The 20,016-nt window shown below is 33.3% G+C and carries 22 protein-coding genes and 1 other annotated feature; of the genes, 21 read left to right on the forward strand and 1 reads right to left on the reverse strand.

The window, feature by feature from the left end; all coding sequences use genetic code 11:
* The first annotated feature begins 100 nt into the window (after positions 1-100).
* From spoVAC to ACZYT4_RS05945, 12 genes are all read left to right on the forward strand, one after another.
* Positions 101-544, forward strand: coding sequence for a stage V sporulation protein AC (gene spoVAC, locus ACZYT4_RS05890; RefSeq protein ID WP_463783464.1), 444 nt, complete (start codon positions 101-103; stop codon positions 542-544).
* Positions 522-1,529 carry a stage V sporulation protein AD gene (gene spoVAD, locus ACZYT4_RS05895; protein WP_463783466.1) on the forward strand — a complete coding sequence of 336 codons (1,008 nt, stop codon included), beginning with the start codon at positions 522-524 and terminating at the stop codon, positions 1,527-1,529. The genes spoVAC and spoVAD overlap by 23 nt, the downstream gene beginning before the upstream one ends.
* The gene (gene spoVAE / locus ACZYT4_RS05900) at positions 1,526-1,876 is read left to right on the forward strand and encodes a stage V sporulation protein AE (RefSeq protein WP_463783468.1); all 351 of its coding nucleotides are present in this window, start codon (positions 1,526-1,528) and stop codon (positions 1,874-1,876) included. Before spoVAD ends, spoVAE begins: the two co-directional genes overlap by 4 nt.
* Positions 1,873-3,171 carry a spore germination protein gene (locus ACZYT4_RS05905; protein WP_463783471.1) on the forward strand — a complete coding sequence of 433 codons (1,299 nt, stop codon included), beginning with the start codon at positions 1,873-1,875 and terminating at the stop codon, positions 3,169-3,171. The genes spoVAE and ACZYT4_RS05905 overlap by 4 nt, the downstream gene beginning before the upstream one ends.
* A 117-nt stretch (positions 3,172-3,288) precedes the next feature.
* A complete protein-coding gene (locus ACZYT4_RS05910) occupies positions 3,289-4,557 on the forward strand; it encodes an L-cysteine desulfidase family protein (RefSeq protein ID WP_463783473.1) in 1,269 nt (422 codons plus the stop codon).
* Between the two features lie 89 nt (positions 4,558-4,646).
* A complete protein-coding gene (locus tag ACZYT4_RS05915; RefSeq protein WP_463783476.1) occupies positions 4,647-5,375 on the forward strand; it encodes a segregation/condensation protein A in 729 nt (242 codons plus the stop codon).
* Positions 5,375-5,950, forward strand: a complete 576-nt coding sequence (gene scpB, locus ACZYT4_RS05920; RefSeq protein WP_463783480.1) for an SMC-Scp complex subunit ScpB — start codon at positions 5,375-5,377, stop codon at positions 5,948-5,950. The genes ACZYT4_RS05915 and scpB overlap by 1 nt, the downstream gene beginning before the upstream one ends.
* Before the next feature lie 30 nt (positions 5,951-5,980).
* Positions 5,981-6,787, forward strand: coding sequence for a metallophosphoesterase (locus tag ACZYT4_RS05925; protein WP_463783482.1), 807 nt, complete (start codon positions 5,981-5,983; stop codon positions 6,785-6,787).
* 107 nt (positions 6,788-6,894) lie between these two features.
* Positions 6,895-8,616 (forward strand): ABC transporter ATP-binding protein/permease, encoded by a 1,722-nt coding sequence (locus ACZYT4_RS05930; protein WP_463783487.1) that lies wholly within the window; start codon positions 6,895-6,897, stop codon positions 8,614-8,616.
* Complete coding sequence (locus tag ACZYT4_RS05935; protein WP_463783489.1) at positions 8,603-10,258, forward strand: amino acid ABC transporter ATP-binding/permease protein; 1,656 nt, start codon at positions 8,603-8,605, stop codon at positions 10,256-10,258. The genes ACZYT4_RS05930 and ACZYT4_RS05935 overlap by 14 nt, the downstream gene beginning before the upstream one ends.
* Complete coding sequence (locus ACZYT4_RS05940; protein ID WP_463783491.1) at positions 10,258-10,545, forward strand: nitrous oxide-stimulated promoter family protein; 288 nt, start codon at positions 10,258-10,260, stop codon at positions 10,543-10,545. The genes ACZYT4_RS05935 and ACZYT4_RS05940 overlap by 1 nt, the downstream gene beginning before the upstream one ends.
* A gap of 11 nt (positions 10,546-10,556) precedes the next feature.
* Entirely contained in the window at positions 10,557-10,934 is a 378-nt protein-coding gene (locus ACZYT4_RS05945; protein WP_463783493.1) for a YbaN family protein, read from the forward strand.
* Between the two features lie 42 nt (positions 10,935-10,976).
* Here ACZYT4_RS05945 and ACZYT4_RS05950 read toward each other — a convergent pair whose 3' ends face one another.
* A complete protein-coding gene (locus ACZYT4_RS05950; protein ID WP_463783496.1) occupies positions 10,977-11,183 on the reverse strand; it encodes a cold-shock protein in 207 nt (68 codons plus the stop codon).
* Between the two features lie 214 nt (positions 11,184-11,397).
* Here ACZYT4_RS05950 and ACZYT4_RS05955 point away from each other — a divergent pair, with 214 nt between their 5' ends.
* The 9 genes from ACZYT4_RS05955 to rplT all read left to right on the forward strand — a co-directional run bounded on the left by ACZYT4_RS05955 (position 11,398) and on the right by rplT (position 19,933).
* Positions 11,398-12,615 carry an aminopeptidase gene (locus tag ACZYT4_RS05955; RefSeq protein ID WP_463783498.1) on the forward strand — a complete coding sequence of 406 codons (1,218 nt, stop codon included), beginning with the start codon at positions 11,398-11,400 and terminating at the stop codon, positions 12,613-12,615.
* A 61-nt stretch (positions 12,616-12,676) separates the two neighbouring features.
* On the forward strand, positions 12,677-14,266 hold the full coding sequence (locus ACZYT4_RS05960) for a peptide chain release factor 3 (protein ID WP_463783500.1): 1,590 nt from the start codon (positions 12,677-12,679) through the stop codon (positions 14,264-14,266).
* A gap of 129 nt (positions 14,267-14,395) precedes the next feature.
* Positions 14,396-14,641, forward strand: a complete 246-nt coding sequence (locus tag ACZYT4_RS05965) for a hypothetical protein (protein WP_463783502.1) — start codon at positions 14,396-14,398, stop codon at positions 14,639-14,641.
* 53 nt (positions 14,642-14,694) lie between these two features.
* Positions 14,695-16,641 carry a P-type ATPase actuator domain-containing protein gene (locus ACZYT4_RS05970; RefSeq protein ID WP_463783506.1) on the forward strand — a complete coding sequence of 649 codons (1,947 nt, stop codon included), beginning with the start codon at positions 14,695-14,697 and terminating at the stop codon, positions 16,639-16,641.
* Between the two features lie 31 nt (positions 16,642-16,672).
* The gene (locus ACZYT4_RS05975) at positions 16,673-17,794 is read left to right on the forward strand and encodes a glycerate kinase (protein ID WP_463783508.1); all 1,122 of its coding nucleotides are present in this window, start codon (positions 16,673-16,675) and stop codon (positions 17,792-17,794) included.
* A complete protein-coding gene (locus ACZYT4_RS05980; protein ID WP_463783510.1) occupies positions 17,784-18,623 on the forward strand; it encodes an RluA family pseudouridine synthase in 840 nt (279 codons plus the stop codon). The genes ACZYT4_RS05975 and ACZYT4_RS05980 overlap by 11 nt, the downstream gene beginning before the upstream one ends.
* Before the next feature lie 44 nt (positions 18,624-18,667).
* Positions 18,668-18,788, forward strand: a sequence feature (ribosomal protein L20 leader region).
* A gap of 16 nt (positions 18,789-18,804) precedes the next feature.
* Positions 18,805-19,344, forward strand: coding sequence for a translation initiation factor IF-3 (infC, locus tag ACZYT4_RS05985; protein ID WP_463783512.1), 540 nt, complete (start codon positions 18,805-18,807; stop codon positions 19,342-19,344).
* 16 nt (positions 19,345-19,360) lie between these two features.
* A complete protein-coding gene (rpmI, locus tag ACZYT4_RS05990) occupies positions 19,361-19,555 on the forward strand; it encodes a 50S ribosomal protein L35 (protein WP_087243200.1) in 195 nt (64 codons plus the stop codon).
* 18 nt (positions 19,556-19,573) lie between these two features.
* Complete coding sequence (gene rplT / locus ACZYT4_RS05995; RefSeq protein WP_463783514.1) at positions 19,574-19,933, forward strand: 50S ribosomal protein L20; 360 nt, start codon at positions 19,574-19,576, stop codon at positions 19,931-19,933.
* The last annotated feature ends 83 nt before the right edge of the window (positions 19,934-20,016 follow it).

Consider the following 20,016-nt stretch of genomic DNA (forward strand, 5'->3'; position numbering starts at 1 on the left):
TCAATATTTTTCATCCCTTTCATTTATAGTTTATGTTTTTATGAAAAAAATCATGTTTGAAATATAAAAAAATGTAAACACTATGTAAGAGGTGAAAAAAATGGATCGTAAGGAATATGATCAGTTGGCTGATGAATTAAAGCCAGCGGGACATAAAATAAAAAATGCATTTTATGCATTCTTATATGGTGGAGTGATTGGTATCATTGCTCAAGGTGTTTTAGAATTTTTTATGAATTTCTATAAAATCAGTCAAGAAGATGCAACACCTATGATGATTATTACATTAGTACTGATAAGTTGTTTGCTTACAGGATTAGGCATTTATGATAAATTGGCTCAAAAAGCTGGGGCTGGAACTTTTATTCCGATTACTGGTTTTGCAAATAGTATGACATCAAGTGCCTTAGATTGCAAAAGTGAAGGTCTTGTCATGGGCATTGGCAGTAATATGTTTAAATTGGGTGGCACTGTGATTACTTATGGAATTGTGAGTTCAGCATTGCTGGGAGTGATTCGTTATGTCATTACGCTTTTTGGGTAATTCATTAAAAATCAATCATGTATATATTGAATCATCGGGAACGGTCTGTGGACCATTGGAACATCAGGGACCATTAGGTGCATGTTTTGATAAAAGTATACAGGATTATCATTATGGTGAAAAATCATTTGAAAAAGCTGAACGCAAAATGTTAAGGGATGCCTTGGATATTTGTTTAAAAAGAGAACGTCTGAAATATAAGGATATTGATTTGTATTTAGGTAGTGATTTGATGAATCAGATCACGACAGTTCATTATCTAGCTAGAGAATTACCACGACCATTTATTGGTGTTTATGGAGCTTGTTCGGGATTTGCTTTATCAATGGCAACTGCTGCCTTGTTTATTGAAGCTGGATTTATGGAAAAAGTGGTCACTATGGTTTCCAGTCATAATGCAACAGCTGAACGTCAATATCGCTATCCTGTAGAATATGGTGCTCAAAAAAGAGAGACAACAACCTTTACTGCAACAGGTGCTGTTTCTACCTTATTAAGTTCACAACCACAGCCAGTCAGAGTCGAAGCTTTAACACTTGGCAGAGTGATTGATTACAGTCAAAATGATGTCAATGATATGGGACGTGCTATGGCACCAGCAGCTTTTGATACTTTAATGAATCATTTTCAAGATCTCAAAAGGTCTTTCCATGATTATGATTTGGTAGTGACTGGAGATTTATCAATGTATGGGCACCAGATTTTAAAGGAAATGCTATTACGTCATAAGATTGATGTTGTTCATTATAATGATTGTGGATGTATGCTTTATGATTTATCTTCACAGGAAGTTTTTCAAGGTGGGAGTGGTTGTGTTTGTAGTGCTTTGGTGACAATGGGCTCACTTTATCCTCAATTAAGAGAAAAGAAGATGAAACGTATTCTTGTTGTGGCGACCGGAGCTTTGCTTTCACCTATGATGACTTCACAAAAAGAAAGTATTCCCTGTGTTGCCCATGCCATAAGTTTGGAGGCGGTAGAATGAATTATATCATGGCTTTTTTATTTAGTGGTCTTATATGTTTGATTGCTCAACTGATTTATGATCATAGCCATTTCACCCCTGGACATATTACCAGTCTATTTGTTGTATTAGGTTCTTTTTTAGATTTATTTCATATTTATGATCGCTTGATTGAAATCTTTCATGCAGGGGCTTTGATACCTATTACCAGCTTTGGTCATTCTTTAATGCATGGCGCTATGGCTGCTACCAAAGAATATGGCATCTTTGGTATTGCTATGGGGATGTTTGATTTAACAGCTGCTGGAATCACTGCAGCAATTCTGTTTGGTTTCCTTGTCGCTATTTTATTTAAACCACGCTCATGAATAATTCTTATGATTTAAAACATCGTATTCTCAATTTTAAAGGACGCTTGCTTCATCTTTATTTTCTAGCAAGTTTATCAAACGATGTTTTAATTTCACGATTGGTTGAAGGCATTGAAAATAGACAAGGAAAAGATCTGGAGAACTGTTTAAATATGGGGGATGTGGAAATCGTTTCAACCAATAATATTCAAAGAATTCAACAGGCTTTATTGGGTGGGAATTGTGCATTATTTGATGGAGAAACAACCTATCTTATGGATTCAAAAAATTACCCAAATCGTTCCATTGAAGAACCAGAAACAGAAAAAAGTGTTCGTGGTGCCAAAGATGGATTTAATGAATCGATTTTAAATAATACAGGTTTGATTCGTCGTCGTATTAAATCTCCAGAATTATGCTTTCATTTGACAACTATGGGAACTGAAAATCCTATTGATATTGCTGTTGTGTATTTAGAAAATAAAGTTGATCAGCACATTTTAAAACAGCTTCTTAAACGTATAGAAGATGTTCAGGCCCAGGAATTTATTATGAGTGATCGTGCTATTGAAGAAGTATTATTGAATCAGGGATACAATCCTTTTCCATTAGTACGGTATAGTGAAAGACCTGATATTGTTGCAACACATATCCAACATGGTTTTATCGCTATTTTATGTGATACATCTTCTTCCGTTGTGATGTTGCCAACGACTCTTTTTGAAATTTTAGAACATGTCGAAGAACATCGTCAAACACCATTGATTGGGACTTTTATTCGTCTTATTCGTATGGCTGCAGTTTTTCTTTCTGTATATCTGGTTCCGCTATTTGCCTTGATTTCCTCTTTTATGGTTTGGGATTATTCATTTTTTATTCAAATCTTAATTATGGAATTGTCTATAGAACTTTTAAGAATAGCAACTGTTCATACCCCTCAATCTTTGTCAAATGCAATGGGATTGATAGCAGCCATATTATTGGGTGAGTTTGCGATTCAGTTAGGCTTTTTTTCGGAAGATATTTTAATGTTCTGTGCGATTGGTACAGTAGGTGGTTTTGCAACACCGAATTATGAATTATCATTAACCAATAAATATATTAAAGTCATGATGCTGATAAGTATTATGTTTTTTAATATTTTTGGTTTTGTCATTTTTAATCTGATTTTATGGATAAGTCTATCAAGGATTAAGACATTTGGTGTTTCCTATCTTTATCCATTGTATCCTTATGATGGAAAAGCACTTTTTCAATTCTTAATTAGACAATCTAAGAAAAATCAAGTCTCAAAAGAGTCCTCACAAATTTAAAGTTGATTTTATCATTCTGTGCTCTCAAAAATTCACTAAGGACATAAAAATTGAAGAATTTTCTTTCTTGTTTAGATAAACAATGATACAATAGGAAAGAAATGGGGAGACAGAATTATGAAAGAAAAAATCTATCATCAATATATTCGCATTTTAAAAGAGGAACTGGTTCCAGCCATGGGGTGTACAGAACCTATTGCGCTGGCCTATTGTGCCAGTAAATGTCGTGATATTTTAGATGATGACATTGTCAAAGCTGAAGTTCAAGTCAGCGGTAATATTCTTAAAAATGTGAAAAGTGTTGTTGTACCTAATACTGGAGGTCTTAAAGGTATAGCGGCAAGTGTGGCAGCAGGCGTTGTTGCTGGAATTACTGAAAATGTTTTAGAAGTCATTGCTCATGTGCAGGAAGAACAAAAGCAACAGATGAAACAATGGTTAGAACAGGTGCCTGTTGATATATCGCCAATGGAAAGTGAAAATGTATTAGACATGATGATTCATTTGATTGGTTCTCATCATGATGCAAAAGTGAGAATCGCAGGATATCATACACATATTGTTTATATTGAAAGAGATCAGCAAGTGCTTTATCATTGTGGTGTTGTATCTTCTAGTGATGAATCCTTGACTGATCGTAGTTTATTAAATATCCATGATATATATGAATTTGCTAATCAAGTGAAAATAGAGGATATCAAAGATATTCTACAGAGACAAATTGATTATAATTATGCGATTGCCTGTGAAGGGTTAAAAAATTCTTGGGGTGCAAACATTGGTAAGATTTTATTAAAGACTTATGGTGATGATGTCAAAGTCAAGGCTAAAGCTTATGCGGCAGCAGGTAGTGATGCGAGAATGAGTGGTTGTGAACTTCCTGTAGTTATCAATTCAGGAAGTGGTAATCAGGGTATGAGTGCCTCTTTACCAGTCATTGTCTATGCCAAAGAATATCAGAAAAGCCAAGAAGACCTTTATCGTGCATTGATTGTATCAAATCTATGTACAATTCATCAAAAGACAGGTATTGGACGTTTATCAGCCTATTGTGGAGCTGTCAGTGCCGGTATTGGTGCAGGATGTGGGATTGCTTATTTATTAGGTGGCGATTATGAAGCCATCTGTCATACTATGGTCAATGGTTTGGCCATTGTTTCAGGAATCGTTTGTGATGGTGCGAAGCCTTCATGTGCTGGGAAGATAGCCAGCAGTGTTGATGCCGGTATTTTAGGATATTACATGTATAAAAATGGTTGTGAATTCAAAGATGGAGAAGGTTTGGTTTTAAAAGGTGTAGAAAATACGATTCAAAATATTGGACGATTGTCACGTGATGGAATGAAAGAAACAGATAAAGAAATTATTAGATTGATGTGCCGTTAACAAGGATGATTTTCCTTGTTTTCTTTTTAAAAAATAGTAAAGTATTTTTGAATTTTTTATGCTATAATACAAAAGTTAGGGGTGAAAGTATGGCATACGAAGTTGTTCTTGATGATTTTCAGGGTCCGTTAGATTTATTATTACATTTGATAAAAGAAAAGGAAATGGATTTAGAAACATTGGAAGTTTCAGTGATTACAGATCAATATTTAGCTTATATTGACCAGATGGATCCACAACAATTAGAAACAGTTTCAGAATATCTTGTAATGGCTGCCCAGCTCATTGAAATGAAGAGTAAAATGCTTTTACCTAGTGAAAAGGTTGAGTTAGAAGATGAATATCAACCTGATCCACGTGAACAGTTAATTCAAAGATTGATTGAATATAAAAGATATAAAGATGTTTTGGAAGATTTTAAAGAGCAATATGAAAAACGTCAGCTTATTCATACCAAGGCACCTGCTTTAATGGATGATTATGTGGTTGATACAAGTGAAATGATTCCTCAAAATCTTGAAGTTTATGATCTCATTCGTGCAATGCAAAAAATGTTTCAAAGAAAAGCTTTAATGGCACCTTTAGAATCAAAAATTGCACGTATTGAAATTTCTATTGATGAACGTAGTGATCAGATTAGACAATATTTCCGTATACATAAAAATCAGAAAGTCAAATTAGAAGATCTATTTGATGAACCAACAAAGATATATTTTGTGATTACATTTTTATCAATATTGGTTCTGGTCAATAAAAATGAGTTGATCATAGAACAAAATGGTAATTTTGAAGATATCTATTTAAAGGAGCGAACTTGATGGAAGATAAGGAAATCTTAAGTGTTATCGAAGGAATGTTGTTTTTGGCTGGAGATGATGGTTTAACAATCAAACAAATCAGTAATGTCTTACAGTTAAGTAAAAAAGAAGCAACACAGTATATGGATGAGTTAATGCAAATAGAACATCAAAGAGAAGTCAAAGGATTTGAGCTTGTCAACTTTGGAGGTGTCTATAAATTTGCGACACTACCACAACATCACGAATATTATCAACGCATGATTGAACAGAGTGAAAATACATTGTCAAATGCTGCTTTAGAAACTTTAGCGATTATTGCTTATAATCAGCCTATTACACGTGTAGGTGTTGAAGAAATTAGAGGTGTTGGTTGTGATGCTATGATTAGAAAGCTGGTTGCTAAGGCATTGATTAAGGAAGTCGGAAGAGAAGATACACCGGGGAAACCGATTTTATATGGTGTGACAGATGAATTTATGGATGCTTTTTCTTTGACATCTTTAGATGAGTTACCTGAACTGAAAGAAATGAAAGAAGATTTTGATCAGGGAGATATTTTTAATACAAAGTATACTGAGGATAAAGCACTTTAATGTGCTTTTTTTAGAAATGAAGAAGAGAAAATGTCTTATATTTATGCAATATCAGATATTCATGGTAGATATGATTTGTTAGAAGAAATGGTAAGAGAACGCCTACATTTTGAAATAGGAGATGTTCTTGTCTTATTAGGTGATTATGTGGATGGAGGAGATTCCTATACAACACTTGAAAAGATTTATCAGCTTCAAAAATTATATCCGCAACAGGTTATTGTACTGATGGGAAATCATGAAGAATGGCTATTATCATTTTTACGAAATCGTCCAAGTCGTCTGTCAGTTCAGATACAGCAGAATTTTCAGACTTTAGAAAGTTTTATTGGGGAAGAAGAATTCACACGCATCTATCAACACTCAGCGCAACATTATCAGGAGCGTTATTCTCTTTTGGAAGATATGTATCAACAATGTCGAAAGCAAATTTGTCAAAAGTATGGTTATCTGATTGAATGGCTGGAAAAACTGCCATATTATTATGAAAGTGCCTATCAACAGATATTTGTCCATGCAGGAATTGAGGTTGTTTTGGGATTTGAGGAGGCATGGAAAGATCTTTCTGATGAGAATATTTTTTGTATGAAGTATCCGCCAGAAAAGGGGAGTTTCTATAAAACAGTGATTGCTGGACATGTGGGAACACATCAGATAGTCAATGATCCTACATTTCATCGTATTTGTCGCCTAGGAGACTTTATATATCTGGATTCTTCAGTTGCTCAGAGTCAGCATTTAAATTTACTGGCATTTCATTGTCAAACATATCAATATCAAGGATGGATTAAAGAGAAGGGGCAGTGGATCAGTTATGATATTCCGTCTTTATTGTAAAGAAAGTGATCAAAGTGAATCACTTTTTTTATTGACTTAAAAGTTACTCTATGCTAACATTAAGAATATTTTTAGTTAGATAAAGCTAACGACGAAGGGAGTAAAATATGTTTGACAAAAGATTATTAAAAGAAATGCCAAACGCGAGACCATATATTTTTAAACAGGTATTTTGTCAATGGATTGCATTATTGATGAATATTCTGTTTACTTTATTGATATGTTTTTTATTTATTCATTTGTATGAAAATCAGATAACCATGCAGATGATCATAAATGTTTTGATAAGCATGTTGATTTTATTAGTCATAAGAGCCTTGGTTTTAAAGAAGGTAACACATTATTCCTATTTAGGAGCTAGTGTTGTCAAAAAGACTTTGCGTCAACGTGTATTTGAAAAAGTTTTAGATTTAGGAAATCATTATCAGGATTATGTGAGAACGAGTGAGCTAGTGCAGCTTTCTGTTGAAGGAATTAATCAGTTAGAAACATACTTTTCTTTATATGTGCCACAGCTTTTTTATAGTGTTTTAGCTCCTTTGACATTATTTATCATAACAGCTTTTTGGGATTGGAAGAGTGCTGTACTTTTATTTATTTGCGTGCCTTTGATTCCTATATCCATTGTCCTTGTACAGAAATTTGCCAAAAGATTACTGGCAAAATACTGGAATAGTTATACAACTCTTGGTGATAGCTTCTTAGAAAATCTTCAAGGATTAACGACTTTAAAGATTTATCAGAGTGATGGCTATAAACAACAACAGATGAATCAGGAAGCAGAAAATTTCCGTCGTGTCACAATGCGTGTTTTGATTATGCAGTTAAACAGCATTAGTGTTATGGATATTGTAGCTTATGGTGGGGCTGGGTTAGGAAGCTTTCTAGCTATTTTCCATTATCAGCATCAAACCCTTTCTTTATTTGGTGCTTTATTTATTGTGCTGATGTCATTTGAGTTTTTCATTCCTTTAAGACAGCTTGGATCATTTTTCCATATTGCGATGAATGGTATTGCTGCTAGTGAGAAAATCTTTAAAATTTTAGATTTACCAGTTGAAAAACAAGGTCATTTGAAAATGGATTCTCATTTTGATATTTGTTTGGACCATCTTTTTTTCCAGTATGAGAAGGATCGTCCTATTTTAAAAGATGTCTCATTAAAAGTACAACCTCATCAATTTATTGGAATTATTGGGGAAAGTGGAAGTGGAAAGAGTACAATCGCTAAATTGATTATGGGTTACCATCATTATCAGCAGGGAAATTTATGGATTCAAGGAAAACAACGTTATGATATTGATGATCAAAATTTTATGGAACATGTGATGTATGTAACCCATGATCCAATGATTTTTAAAGGAACATTAAGAGACTGTTTAGATATTTTTCATCAGTATCGTGATGAAGAGTTATGGCAGGTTCTTAAAAAAGTTCATTTGGATCTTTTCTTTCAAGAACAGGATGGTTTAAAGACTTTCTTATTAGAAGGTGGAAGCAACCTTTCAGGTGGTCAAAAACAACGTTTAAATCTAGCAAGAGCTCTATTAAAAAATAGTGATCTTTATATTTTTGATGAAGCGACAAGTAATATTGATGTGGAAAGTGAAGAACAGATTCTTAAAGTGATTCAGGAATTGTCCAAAACAAAAACTGTGATTTTCATAACACATCGTTTAAAGACTGTCAAAGATTGTGATTGTATCTATGTGATGGATAAAGGATGTTTAAGTGAAAGTGGAACACATGTAGAACTTTTCAATACTGGGGGAATTTATCACAAAATGTATCAAAAACAACAGGAATTGGAGGTGTATGGTTGTGAGTAATGTCCAAGTGATTTTGAAGATGTTGAGACTTGTGAAGCCTTTAACATTGCCTATGTTATTAGCGATATTCATAGGAGTGCTTGGTTTTTTATGTGCTATTGGTATACCTGTTATTTCTGTGATGGCAATTTTACAAATCAGTGGTATGTATCCACATTTTCCTCTTGAGTATTTATTGATGATACTACTTTCTATGGCAATTTTAAGAGGTGTTTTGCATTATGGAGAACAGGCAGCCAATCATTATATTGCCTTTAAATTACTGGCTATCATTCGTGATCGTGTCTATACGGCTTTAAGACGCCTTGCTCCTGCAAAATTAGATGGACAGGATAAAGGAAATTTGATTTCTTTGATTACAAATGATGTAGAATTGCTTGAAGTTTTCTATGCCCATACAATTTCACCGGTTGTGATTGCCTTTTTCACATCTCTTATTCTATTGAAATTTTTTGCACATTTACATCCTATCGCGATGCTGATTGCTCTTGTTGCCTACATCACAATGGCGATTGTCATTCCTTTTTATGTTCATCATCAGGGACATGATATTGGTCAGAAAAATCGTGATGAAATTGGTAACATGAGTAGTTTCTTACTAGAAAGCTATCGCGGATTATCTACTCTTTTTCAATATCATGCAGGTCAAAAAAGATTAGAAGATATGATGAAAAAGAGTGATGATATAGAACAATTACAGGGTCGTATGAAAAAGATTGAAGCAAAGCAGACAGTTGTATCACAATTATTGATTTCATTCTCTGCCATGGTGATGTTTGTTGTCATGTTTATGTTATATAGCCAAGGTGAAATCAGTGTTTATCGTGTCATTATGGCCGTTGTTTTGATGCTTTCTAGCTTTGGGCCAGTTATGGCATTGTCGAATTTGGCTAATAATTTATTATCAACACTTAGCAGTGGACGCCGTGTTATGTCTTTATTGGAAGAAGAAGCGTTGATTCCAAAAGTGACGCAGCAACCAGAAACTCTTTTTGATACTATTCATGTTGATCATGTTTCATTTGATTATGATTCTCAAGATGAAATTATTCATGATTTGACTACTGATTTTCAAAAAGGGCAAGTCACAGGAATTATTGGGAAAAGTGGTAGTGGAAAATCAACTTTGTTGAAACTTCTGATGCGTTTTTATGATCCAGTAGATGGTGTGATAAGAATTGGTGAAAAAGAGCTTCAGATGATTAATACTTTTGATATGCGACATATGTTTGCCTATGTCACACAAGAAACAGTCTTATTTCATGATTCTATTGAAAATAATTTGCGAATTGCCAGACTTGATGCCAGTTTAGAAGATATACAAAAAGCATGTCAAAAGGCAAGCATTCATGACTGGATTATGTCTTTACCTGATGGCTATGCCACAAAAGTCAGTGAGTTAGGAAGTTCATTATCAGGAGGCGAAAGACAGCGTCTTGGTCTAGCAAGAGCTTTTTTAAGTCAGGCAGAATGTATTTTATTAGATGAACCAACAAGTAATTTAGATGTATTAAATGAAGCTATTATTTTAAAAGCTTTGCAAAATGAAAAAGAAAGAACGATTATTTTGGTATCGCATCGTGAATCTACAATGAAAATCGCTCAAAAAGTCATGACAATGGATCAAGGAAGGATGAGTTAATGAATTTAGATAAAAAAAGACAAAGAGAAATAGAGATTGTCACACTCATGATTCATTTGTATTGTTTACATCATGATGATATTCAAGAGGAAAAATTATCACAATATGCTAGAGAGCGTATTCAAAAATGTCCAAGGATGGAAGATAAGACTTTTTGTAGTCAATGTCAGATTCATTGTTATCGTCAAGATATGCAGGAACAAATTAAAAAAGTCATGCGATATAGCGGTCCTAGAATGATTTTGTATCATCCTATTATGGCTATCAGGCATGCTTTGAAAATTTAGGAGGAAACGATATGCGTTATATTTATTTATTCATTGGTATCATCAGTTTAGGATTTGGTGTTATCGGTATCGTATTACCTATTTTACCAACAACACCTTTTCTTTTGTTAGCAGGTTTTTGTTTTGCAAGAAGTTCCAAGCGTGTTCACGAATGGTTTGTTTCTTCAAAGATTTATCAGAAACATCTTGATTCGTTTGTGAAAGAAAGAGCCATGACTTTGAAAACAAAAGTTTGTATTTTAAGTTTTGCAAGTTTCATGTTGCTGTTTCCATTGATTTTCACTGATCATCTTCTATTAAAAATCTTTATTCTTTTTCTTTATGTTTTTAAATATTATTATTTCATTTTTAAAATTAAAACTGTCTCTGCTCCAAGAGAGAGAATATAAAAAAGAAGCACATCATGTATCACATGATGGCTTCTTTTTGGTTTAATCGATAACAGTTACATTAGTTGCTTGAGGTCCTCTATCTCCTTCAACGATATCGAATTCAACAGTTTGACCTTCCTCTAAAGTTTTAAATCCTTCAGCGTTGATTGAAGAAAAATGAACGAAAATGTCTTTTTCTTCACCTTCCATAGTAATGAAACCATAACCTTTATCAGATTTAAACCATTTGACTTTACCTGTACTCATTATGAAGTACCTCCTTAAGAAAATTCGCAAAAAACCAGTACTTCATTTTTAAACGACTAATAGATCTTTGGATTGAAGAATAACTAATACTTTTAAAAATACGTGCTATGTTCCTTTGCTATTTTATTATAACATAGACTTTTTTTTCGTACAAGTTCTTGTTGACTTTAGGTAGAATTAGGGTATCATTTGAATAAGAGAAAGGTGGATAATCATGCTAGAAAAATATGCTGAACTTATTATCAAACAGGGAGTAAATTTACAAGTTGGACAGGAATTGCTGATTGATGCATCTATAGATAGTTATCAGTTAGTACGTTTACTTACAAAAAAAGCTTACGAAGTAGGCGCAAAAGATGTTATTGTCAATTATCGTGATGAAGAAGTCTCACGTTTAAGATATGAATATTGTCATCAGGAACATTTTGAAACAGTGCCTCTTTATATTCAGGAACTTCGCAACCAATATGCAGCAAGACATGCTGCTTTGGTTTCTATTGAATCATCTGATCCTGAATTATTAAAAGACATTGATCCAATCAAGATTCAAACATGGAGTAAGGCGGTTCGTCAGGCTTGTCAGCCATTTTATGATGCCCTAGATTTAGGTGTGAATCGCTGGTGTATCGTTGCTGCTCCAAGTGTTGGTTGGGCGAATAAAGTCTTCCCTGAAATGAGTGATAAAGAGGCTGTTGAGGCTTTATGGAAGGCTATTTTCAAGGCGACTCGCTGTGACCAGGATGATCCTGTTGAAGCATGGAATGAACATCGTCGTTCTTTTGAAAGAAGAGTTCAAATATTAAATGAAAAGAAAATTCAATCCTTACATTATCAAAATGGATTGGGAACGGATTTGACTATTGGTATGAATCCTCATTATCTGTTTGCCGGAGGAGGAAGTTATACAACAGATGGTATTTACTCTTTCCCTAATATGCCAACAGAAGAAATTTTTACATCACCTGATTTTCATCAGGTCAATGGAACAGTTTATAGCTCAATGCCTTTGCATTATCAGGGGCATATTGTTGATCAGTTTTACATGACATTTAAAGATGGTCGTATCATTGATTATGAAGCTCAACAGGGGGCAGATGTTTTAAAAAGTATTATTGAAACGGATGAGGGAAGTCATTATTTAGGTGAGGTGGCCTTTGTGCCCTATGATTCTCCAATTCGTCGTATGAATCTGGTTTTCTATAATACACTTTTTGATGAAAATGCATCATGTCATCTGGCTATTGGAAAAGGTTTTGGTGAATGTATCAAAGATGGTCTTCAAATGAGTAAAGAAGAACTTTATCAACAAGGTATTAATGATTCTTTGACACATGTTGATTTTATGATAGGAACAAAAGATTTATCGATTGAAGCCATTTTGGAAAATGGAGAAAAATTTGTGATTTTTAAAGATGGCAACTTTGCATTTTAAAATTGACAAATATTCAGATTTTCATTAATATGTTTTTCTGGAGACATAAAGGAGGGAAATCATGTCAGAATTTAGAGAAGAAGTTCAAAAGCGTAGAACATTTGCAATTATTTCACATCCGGATGCTGGTAAGACAACTTTAACAGAAAAATTCCTTCTTTATGGAGGAGCTATCCAGGAAGCTGGGATGGTTAAAGGAAAAAAACAGTCAAGACATGCTGTCAGTGACTGGATGGATATTGAAAAACAAAGAGGAATTTCAGTCACATCATCAGTATTACAGTTTAATTATGATGGTTTTTGTATCAATATTTTGGATACACCTGGACACCAGGACTTCTCAGAAGATACATATCGTACTTTGATGGCAGCAGATAGTGCTGTGATGGTTATAGATGGATCTAAAGGGGTCGAAGATCAGACACGTAAGTTGTTTAAAGTATGTGCCATGCGTCATATTCCTATTTTTACATTTATTAATAAAATGGATAGAGAAGCCAAAGATCCTTATGAATTAATGGAAGAAATTGAGCGTGAATTGGGAGTTGAAACATGTGCTATCAACTGGCCAATTGGATGCGGAAAAGAATTCAAGGGTGTCTATGAAAGACAAAAAGAAGAAGTGATTCGCTTTATTCCAGTTCAGGGTGGAAAAAAAGAAGTAGACGTAGAAATACGTAGTGCTCACGATGAATCATTAAAAGAGCTTATTGGAGATAGCTTGTATCAGCAGTTACAGGATGATATTGAATTACTGGATGGAGCTGGAGTAGAATTTGATTTAGATCGTGTACAAAAAGGAGAACTTTCACCAGTTTGTTTTGGATCAGCACTCACAAATTTTGGTGTTGAACCTTTCCTGAAGCACTTCTTAGCTATGACTACTGCACCATTACCACGCAAAAGTAATATTGGAGAAATTGATCCTTTTTCAGAAGAATTCAGTGCTTTTGTCTTTAAAATTCAGGCCAATATGAATAAGGCGCATCGTGACCGTATGGCTTTTATTCGTATTTGTTCTGGAAAGTTTACCAAAGGGATGGAAGTTTTCCATTATCAGGGAAACAAAAAGATTAAGTTAAATCAGTCTAAACAATTAATGGCTGAAAATCGTGAAGAAGTTGAAGAGGCTTACTCAGGAGATATTATTGGTGTTTTTGATCCTGGTATCTTTTCAATTGGAGATACGTTATGTACAGCCAAAAATAAATTTGCTTATGAAGGTATTCCAACATTTGCGCCAGAACATTTTGCGATGATTAGAAATAAAGACACAATGAAACGTAAGCAATTTGTTAAAGGTGTAGAACAGATTGCCCAAGAAGGTGCTATTCAGATTTTTACTGAATTAGGTGGTGGAATGGAAGAAATCATTGTTGGTGTTGTAGGTATCTTACAATTTGAGGTTTTAACATATCGTTTAAAAAATGAATATAATGTAGATATCATCAGTACACCACTTCCTTATCAATTTATACGTTGGATTAAAAATGATCAGGTGGATTTCAAGAAATTGAATTTATCTTCTGATACAAAGAAAGTTCAGGATCTCAAAGGACAATATTTGCTGTTGTTTTCTAATGAATGGGGTGTACGTTGGGCAACGGATAAGAACCCTGATTTACAGTTAGCAGAATTTTCACAAAATTAATGATCATAAAAGAAATGAATCATCATGATTGATTTCTTTTTTTTATGATTTTTTTAGATAACATTCAAAATGATTTCTCTTTTGTAGACATTTCAAAAGTGATAGAATAATGACAAGGAGGTGTCATCTGTGGCTAATGAAGGAAAACGATGTTATTGTCGTTGTATTCAGGATATGCATATGGTTGTTGGCAAAGAAGATTTGATTATTTTTCAAAAAAATCAGATTTATTCTTGCGTGATTCGTACAGGTGACACGGAAGTTACTTTTTATAAAATTTATGGTGAGGAGTTTTCATTGAGTTGTAGTGAAGCAGAATTTAAAGAATATTTTCATATTGTCAAACATAGTCAATCCTATGATAAATCATGCTAACTCTTTGTTTTTTATAAAAAATATGTTATGATGTCGTAGAAAGGGTGATTGTTTTGACAAAAAAGACTTTTGAAATCTCAAATATTCAATCAACTGAAGAATTAAATCATTTAAGTTTAAAGTTAAATGAGAAAGAACAGGTTTCTCATATTAAAATAGGTAAAGATAGTATTGTTTTTTATTGTCTTGATATTGATGCTTTATTAAGTTTGATTCAAAGTATCAATAAAGATCTCATTGTCAAAGAAGTCGTTGATGGTAAAAAACGTCAATATGATTTTGCACAAAAAAAAGAACGATCATATTATTTTATGTTTAAAAATATGATTACAGAAGATGATATATATGTTTTGATTGAAAGAATTGAAAAAGATGATCGTTATCAAAATGTGCGTTATGATGCTCAAAATAAGCTTCTTTTATTAACATCAAGTCAACGTGATGTATTAAGTTTGTTGCGTAAAGAATTATTTAAAATCAATCCATCTATTGAAATTATTGAACATCATCGTCCTATTCGTTCACAAGATGTATTTAATGAAAAATATCTTCATACATATATTCGTATTGGGATTTTACTGGTTGTTATTGCTTTGGCATTGGTAACATCTAGAGATCAAAGTTTTATGACACCTTTTTTATGGCTGTTAACTGTTATTTTGTTAGGAATTCCACTTTTAAGAAATGCTTGGCGTGATATCATGTCTAAAAAGATTTTGAGTGAATCTCTATTGATTTTTATTGCTATGGTCTTTGGTGTTATTTCTGGAGCGTATATTGAAACATGTATTGCTTTAGGGATTTATGAACTTTCAACACCATTCTTAAATAAAGTTTTAGAACATTCATTACATAAGATTGATACAGCAGTCGAAATGCCTGAAACAGGAATTCGTATCAAAGATGAAGAAGAAGAGGAAGTTTCACTTTATGATGTGGAAATTGGTGATATTTTATTAGTGCGCCCAGGAGATACAGTTTCCATACCGGGAATTGTAGAAAAAGGTGTTTCAGAGATGAGTACTTATACAAATACAAGTACTTATACCCCTGTTGTTGTCAAAAAAGGTAGTTTATTACATAGTGGTGATGTCAATGTTGGTGAAATGCCTCTTTTTGTGAAAGTGAATGAAACTTATAAAAGTTCAAATTATATGAATTTAATGAATATTGCCAGTGTTGCGCCTGTTTATGAGTCAAAAACAGAAAAATACACGAAGATTTTAGCAAAGTTTTATACACCTGTGATGGTTGTCTTAGGTTTATTTTTAGGTATTGTCTTACCAATTATTAATTTTGAAGATTATAGTTCTTTTATTCATGTTGGGGCTATTTTACTCATTATTTCTGGAGCACTTTCTAGTGATCAGGCAACGTCTTTAGGGATGTTGGCAGGTTTTGCGAAGGCATTTCAAAATGGTATTGTTGTGGAATCTTCTTTAGGTTTGGATTCAATCAATGCTGCTCAGACAATTGTTTATGATCGTTTTGATGGTGTTGAAGTGACAAATGAAGAGTTGAATCTTTTTAAGAAACTTTCGCATATGGGAAGAACTTTTGTTATTTATAATGATGGACCTGTTGCTTTGGAAGATGATCAGTATCAGATTTATAATAATTTAACAAATGAAGAAAAAATGCAAAAGATGGATGAGATGGTTTCTCCAGTTGTTTATATTGGAGATACATTCAAAGATATTGAATTATTACAAAAGAGTTATGTAGGTATTTCACGTGGAGGATTGGCTGATCCTAAAGTTGTTGAAAACAGTGATATTGTTTTGATTGATGCCAACTTAAATAGAGTTTATGAGACATTTGTCATTGCTAGAAAAATGCGAACAATAGCTATTGCCAATAATATTTTGACGGTATCAATGAAAGTCATTATGTTGATTGTCGCATTGAGCTGGCATTTGGTTCCTTTATGGCTGATTGTCTTGATTGAAATCTTATTGAAAGCTTTTGTGATTAGAAATTCAACATGTATTTTAGAGTAGAGATATCTACTCTTTTTTTGGAGGTGAAGTTATGAAAATTCTTATTGCACCAGATTCTTTTAAAGAAAGCATGAGCGCTTTAGAAGCAAGTTTACAAATAGAAGAAGCCATTCATCATTATGATGCAACCATATCAACAAAATGTATTCCTTTGGCCGATGGTGGTGAAGGGACACTGGATACTTTGATATCTTCCATGGGTGGAAGGATTGAAGAATTTGAGGTAACTGATGTGAGATTTCGTAAAAGAAAAGTTCCAATAGGAATTGTTAAGGATACAGCAATTATTGAATGTGCTAAAGTTTGTGGATTAGAATTGTTGAATGATAATGAAAAAGATCCAGCACAGACAACAACTTATGGTCTAGGGGAACTGATTTTAAAAGCTTTAGACCTTGCTGTATCACGTATTTTGATTTGCCTAGGTGGAAGTGCCACAAATGATGGTGGTATAGGGATGTTATCAGCATTAGGTGTTTCTTTTTTAGATGAGCATCAGCAAAGTGTAACTCTGACAATGGCAGGACTGCAGGATTTAAAAATGATTGACTGGTCTCATTTGGATCAACGATTAAAGCATGTTCATTTGATTGGTGTCTGTGATGTCAGCAATCCACTTTGTGGGCAGCAAGGAGCTACTTATGTTTATGGACGACAAAAAGGTCTTCAAAAAGAGGATTGTCAGCAAGTTGATCAAAATATGCATCATTATGCTAAACTTGTAGAAGAACATTTTGGTAGGGCTTTTCATCATCAAGCAGGAGCAGGCGCGGCTGGTGGACTAGGTTTTGCCTTATTAATATGCCATGGTGTTCTTCAGCGTGGCTTTGGTGTTGTCAGTCAAATGACAGATTTAGAAAAAGCTATTTTGGAATGCGACTGCGTAATTGTTGGAGAAGGTAAAATGGATTATCAGACACAATATGGTAAGACACCTTATGGTGTTTTGTTGTTGGCTCAAAAATATCACAAGAAGGTTTATGCTTTTGCTGGGAAAGTTGAGGATCGTGATGTTTTAAAAAAATTGGGATTTCAAAATGTCTGGGCGATTACACCACCTTCAATGGAACTTTCTCAAGCTTTAAAAGAGGGAAAAGAAAATATCAAAAAATGTGTTTTCAACCATATGGAGGATATGATTCATGGCATATAAAGTAGACAATGAGACAACGTTAATGACTTTTTTGTTGGAGAAAACTTCTTATAAACGTGCTGATATTAAAAACTTTTTAAAATATGAACGTATTTTTGTTGATGGTCATATTCAGACGCATTACGCATATCCTTTAAAGAAGGGACAAAGCGTTGAGATTGGCAAGAAAAAAGAAAGTTTACCTTTTCCAATTCTTTATGAAGATAAAGAATTGATTGTCATTGATAAACCATGTGGACTTTTAAGTGAAGCAACAGCCAATGAAAAACAGAAAACAGCTTTTGCGATTGTTAAAAATTATTTATCTTTAAAAAAGGAAAATACTTTTTTAGTGCATCGTTTGGATCAATATACATCAGGTGTATTGATGTTTGTCAAATCAAAAAAGCTTTATGAAATACTGACAAGTGATTGGAATCATTATGTTAAGACGCGTGGCTATATAGCTGTTGTTGAAGGAAGGATGACCAAAAAGAAGGGAACAATTGAAAATTATCTAGCTGAATCTAAAACACAGACCGTTTATATCACCAGTAAGCAAAAAGGCAAAAAGGCCATTACACATTATCAGGTCATTGCTTCTACACCACAATATAGTCTTTTAAAAATTAATTTAGATACAGGTCGTAAAAATCAGATTCGTGTTCATCTGTCTTCATTACATCATCCTATTGTGGGAGATGATAAATATCATGCCACAACAAATCCTTTAAAACGACTAGGGTTACATGCCAATGAATTGATGTTTATTCATCCATTAACAAAAAGACAAATGCGTTTTGTATCACAAACGCCACAATCATTTGAAAAACTATTTAAAAATCATTGACATATGGAAAAAAATCTATTATGATATAGCAGTAAATGAAAAGTAGTGGAAAGAAGAAGTGCCTACTTCTCGCCTGAGTGTCAAGGATGCTAGGCTTATGTCACTAAGATTAATATCTTAATGTCAATTTGTGGGTGCTTTATGTACTCACTTTTTATTTAAACTACACAATTTATAGGAGGTGTCTATTATTAGCAAGTATAACAATCAATCAAATGAGGATTTAGTTAATGAAAAGATTCGTTTCAAAGAAGTTTTAGTGATTGATCAAAACGGAGACCAATTAGGTGTTATGTCACGTAATCAGGCAATTAACACAGCTTATGATCAAGATTTAGATTTGGTATGTGTTGCACCAAAGGCTAAAACACCTGTATGTCGTATTATGGATTATGGTAAGTATCGTTTTGAACAACAAAAGAAACAAAAGGAAATGAAGAAAAATTCAAAAACAGTTTCTTTGAAAGAAACGCAGTTATCACCAACAATTGATGTTCATGATAAAAATGTCAAATTAAAAAGAACATTAAAATGGTTAGAAGCTGGTGACAAAGTCAAAATTGCGGTTCGTTTTAGAGGAAGACAACTTGCTCATATTGATATTGGTCAAAAGATACTAGATGATTTCGTCGCTGAATGTGCAGATTATTGTGTGATTGAAAAACCTGCTAAATTAGAGGGACGAACATTAACTGCTATATTAGCGCCAAAGAAAAAATAAACAGGAGGATTATATTATGCCAAAAATGAAATCTCACAGTGGACTTAAAAAACGTTTAAAAAGAACTGGTTCAGGAAAATATAAACGTGGACATGCGTATGTTTCACATTTGTCTCATAACAAGACTCATAAACAAAAGAAACATTTAGCAAAAGCAACTTTAGTACACCCTTCAGATATGAAACGTATTAAATCAAGATTACAAGGGTAATGAATAGGAGGATAAAAAATGGCAAGAGTTAAAGGTGGATATACAACAAGACGTAGAAGAAAGAAAGTCTTAAAATTAGCCAAAGGATATTTTGGTTCTAAACATGCATTATATAAAACTGCTCATGAACAAGTCATGAACTCTTTAGAATATGCATATAGAGATAGAAGAAATTTAAAACGTGAAATGAGAAAATTATGGATTGCACGTATTAATGCAGCTGCAAGAATGAATGATATTTCTTATTCAAAATTAATGCACGGTTTAAAATTAGCTAATGTTGATATCAACAGAAAAATGTTATCTGAAATTGCAATCGCTGATCCTCAAGGATTTACAGCTATTGTAGATACAGCTAAAAAAGCATTAGCACAGTAAAAGAGGGATAACCTCTTTTTTATTTATCATGTTTTATGGTTGTTAAAAATGGGAATAATTTTTAAAACTCCTATCATAAAACA

Source organism: Massilimicrobiota sp. mt181 (assembly GCF_055420065.1).

Coding starts and splice junctions, on each gene's coding strand:
- ACZYT4_RS05915 (WP_463783476.1), top strand. CDS start 4,647: ATGGCATACGAAGTTGTTCTTGATGATTTTCAGGGTCCGTTAGATTTA.
- spoVAC (WP_463783464.1), top strand. CDS start 101: ATGGATCGTAAGGAATATGATCAGTTGGCTGATGAATTAAAGCCAGCG.
- rplT (WP_463783514.1), top strand. CDS start 19,574: ATGGCAAGAGTTAAAGGTGGATATACAACAAGACGTAGAAGAAAGAAA.
- spoVAD (WP_463783466.1), top strand. CDS start 522: ATGTCATTACGCTTTTTGGGTAATTCATTAAAAATCAATCATGTATAT.
- ACZYT4_RS05925 (WP_463783482.1), top strand. CDS start 5,981: ATGTCTTATATTTATGCAATATCAGATATTCATGGTAGATATGATTTG.
- ACZYT4_RS05955 (WP_463783498.1), top strand. CDS start 11,398: ATGCTAGAAAAATATGCTGAACTTATTATCAAACAGGGAGTAAATTTA.
- scpB (WP_463783480.1), top strand. CDS start 5,375: ATGGAAGATAAGGAAATCTTAAGTGTTATCGAAGGAATGTTGTTTTTG.
- ACZYT4_RS05960 (WP_463783500.1), top strand. CDS start 12,677: ATGTCAGAATTTAGAGAAGAAGTTCAAAAGCGTAGAACATTTGCAATT.
- ACZYT4_RS05940 (WP_463783491.1), top strand. CDS start 10,258: ATGAATTTAGATAAAAAAAGACAAAGAGAAATAGAGATTGTCACACTC.
- ACZYT4_RS05950 (WP_463783496.1), bottom strand. CDS start 11,183: ATGAGTACAGGTAAAGTCAAATGGTTTAAATCTGATAAAGGTTATGGT.
- rpmI (WP_087243200.1), top strand. CDS start 19,361: ATGCCAAAAATGAAATCTCACAGTGGACTTAAAAAACGTTTAAAAAGA.
- ACZYT4_RS05905 (WP_463783471.1), top strand. CDS start 1,873: ATGAATAATTCTTATGATTTAAAACATCGTATTCTCAATTTTAAAGGA.
- spoVAE (WP_463783468.1), top strand. CDS start 1,526: ATGAATTATATCATGGCTTTTTTATTTAGTGGTCTTATATGTTTGATT.
- ACZYT4_RS05935 (WP_463783489.1), top strand. CDS start 8,603: ATGGTTGTGAGTAATGTCCAAGTGATTTTGAAGATGTTGAGACTTGTG.
- ACZYT4_RS05910 (WP_463783473.1), top strand. CDS start 3,289: ATGAAAGAAAAAATCTATCATCAATATATTCGCATTTTAAAAGAGGAA.
- ACZYT4_RS05945 (WP_463783493.1), top strand. CDS start 10,557: ATGCGTTATATTTATTTATTCATTGGTATCATCAGTTTAGGATTTGGT.
- ACZYT4_RS05980 (WP_463783510.1), top strand. CDS start 17,784: ATGGCATATAAAGTAGACAATGAGACAACGTTAATGACTTTTTTGTTG.
- ACZYT4_RS05975 (WP_463783508.1), top strand. CDS start 16,673: ATGAAAATTCTTATTGCACCAGATTCTTTTAAAGAAAGCATGAGCGCT.
- ACZYT4_RS05930 (WP_463783487.1), top strand. CDS start 6,895: ATGTTTGACAAAAGATTATTAAAAGAAATGCCAAACGCGAGACCATAT.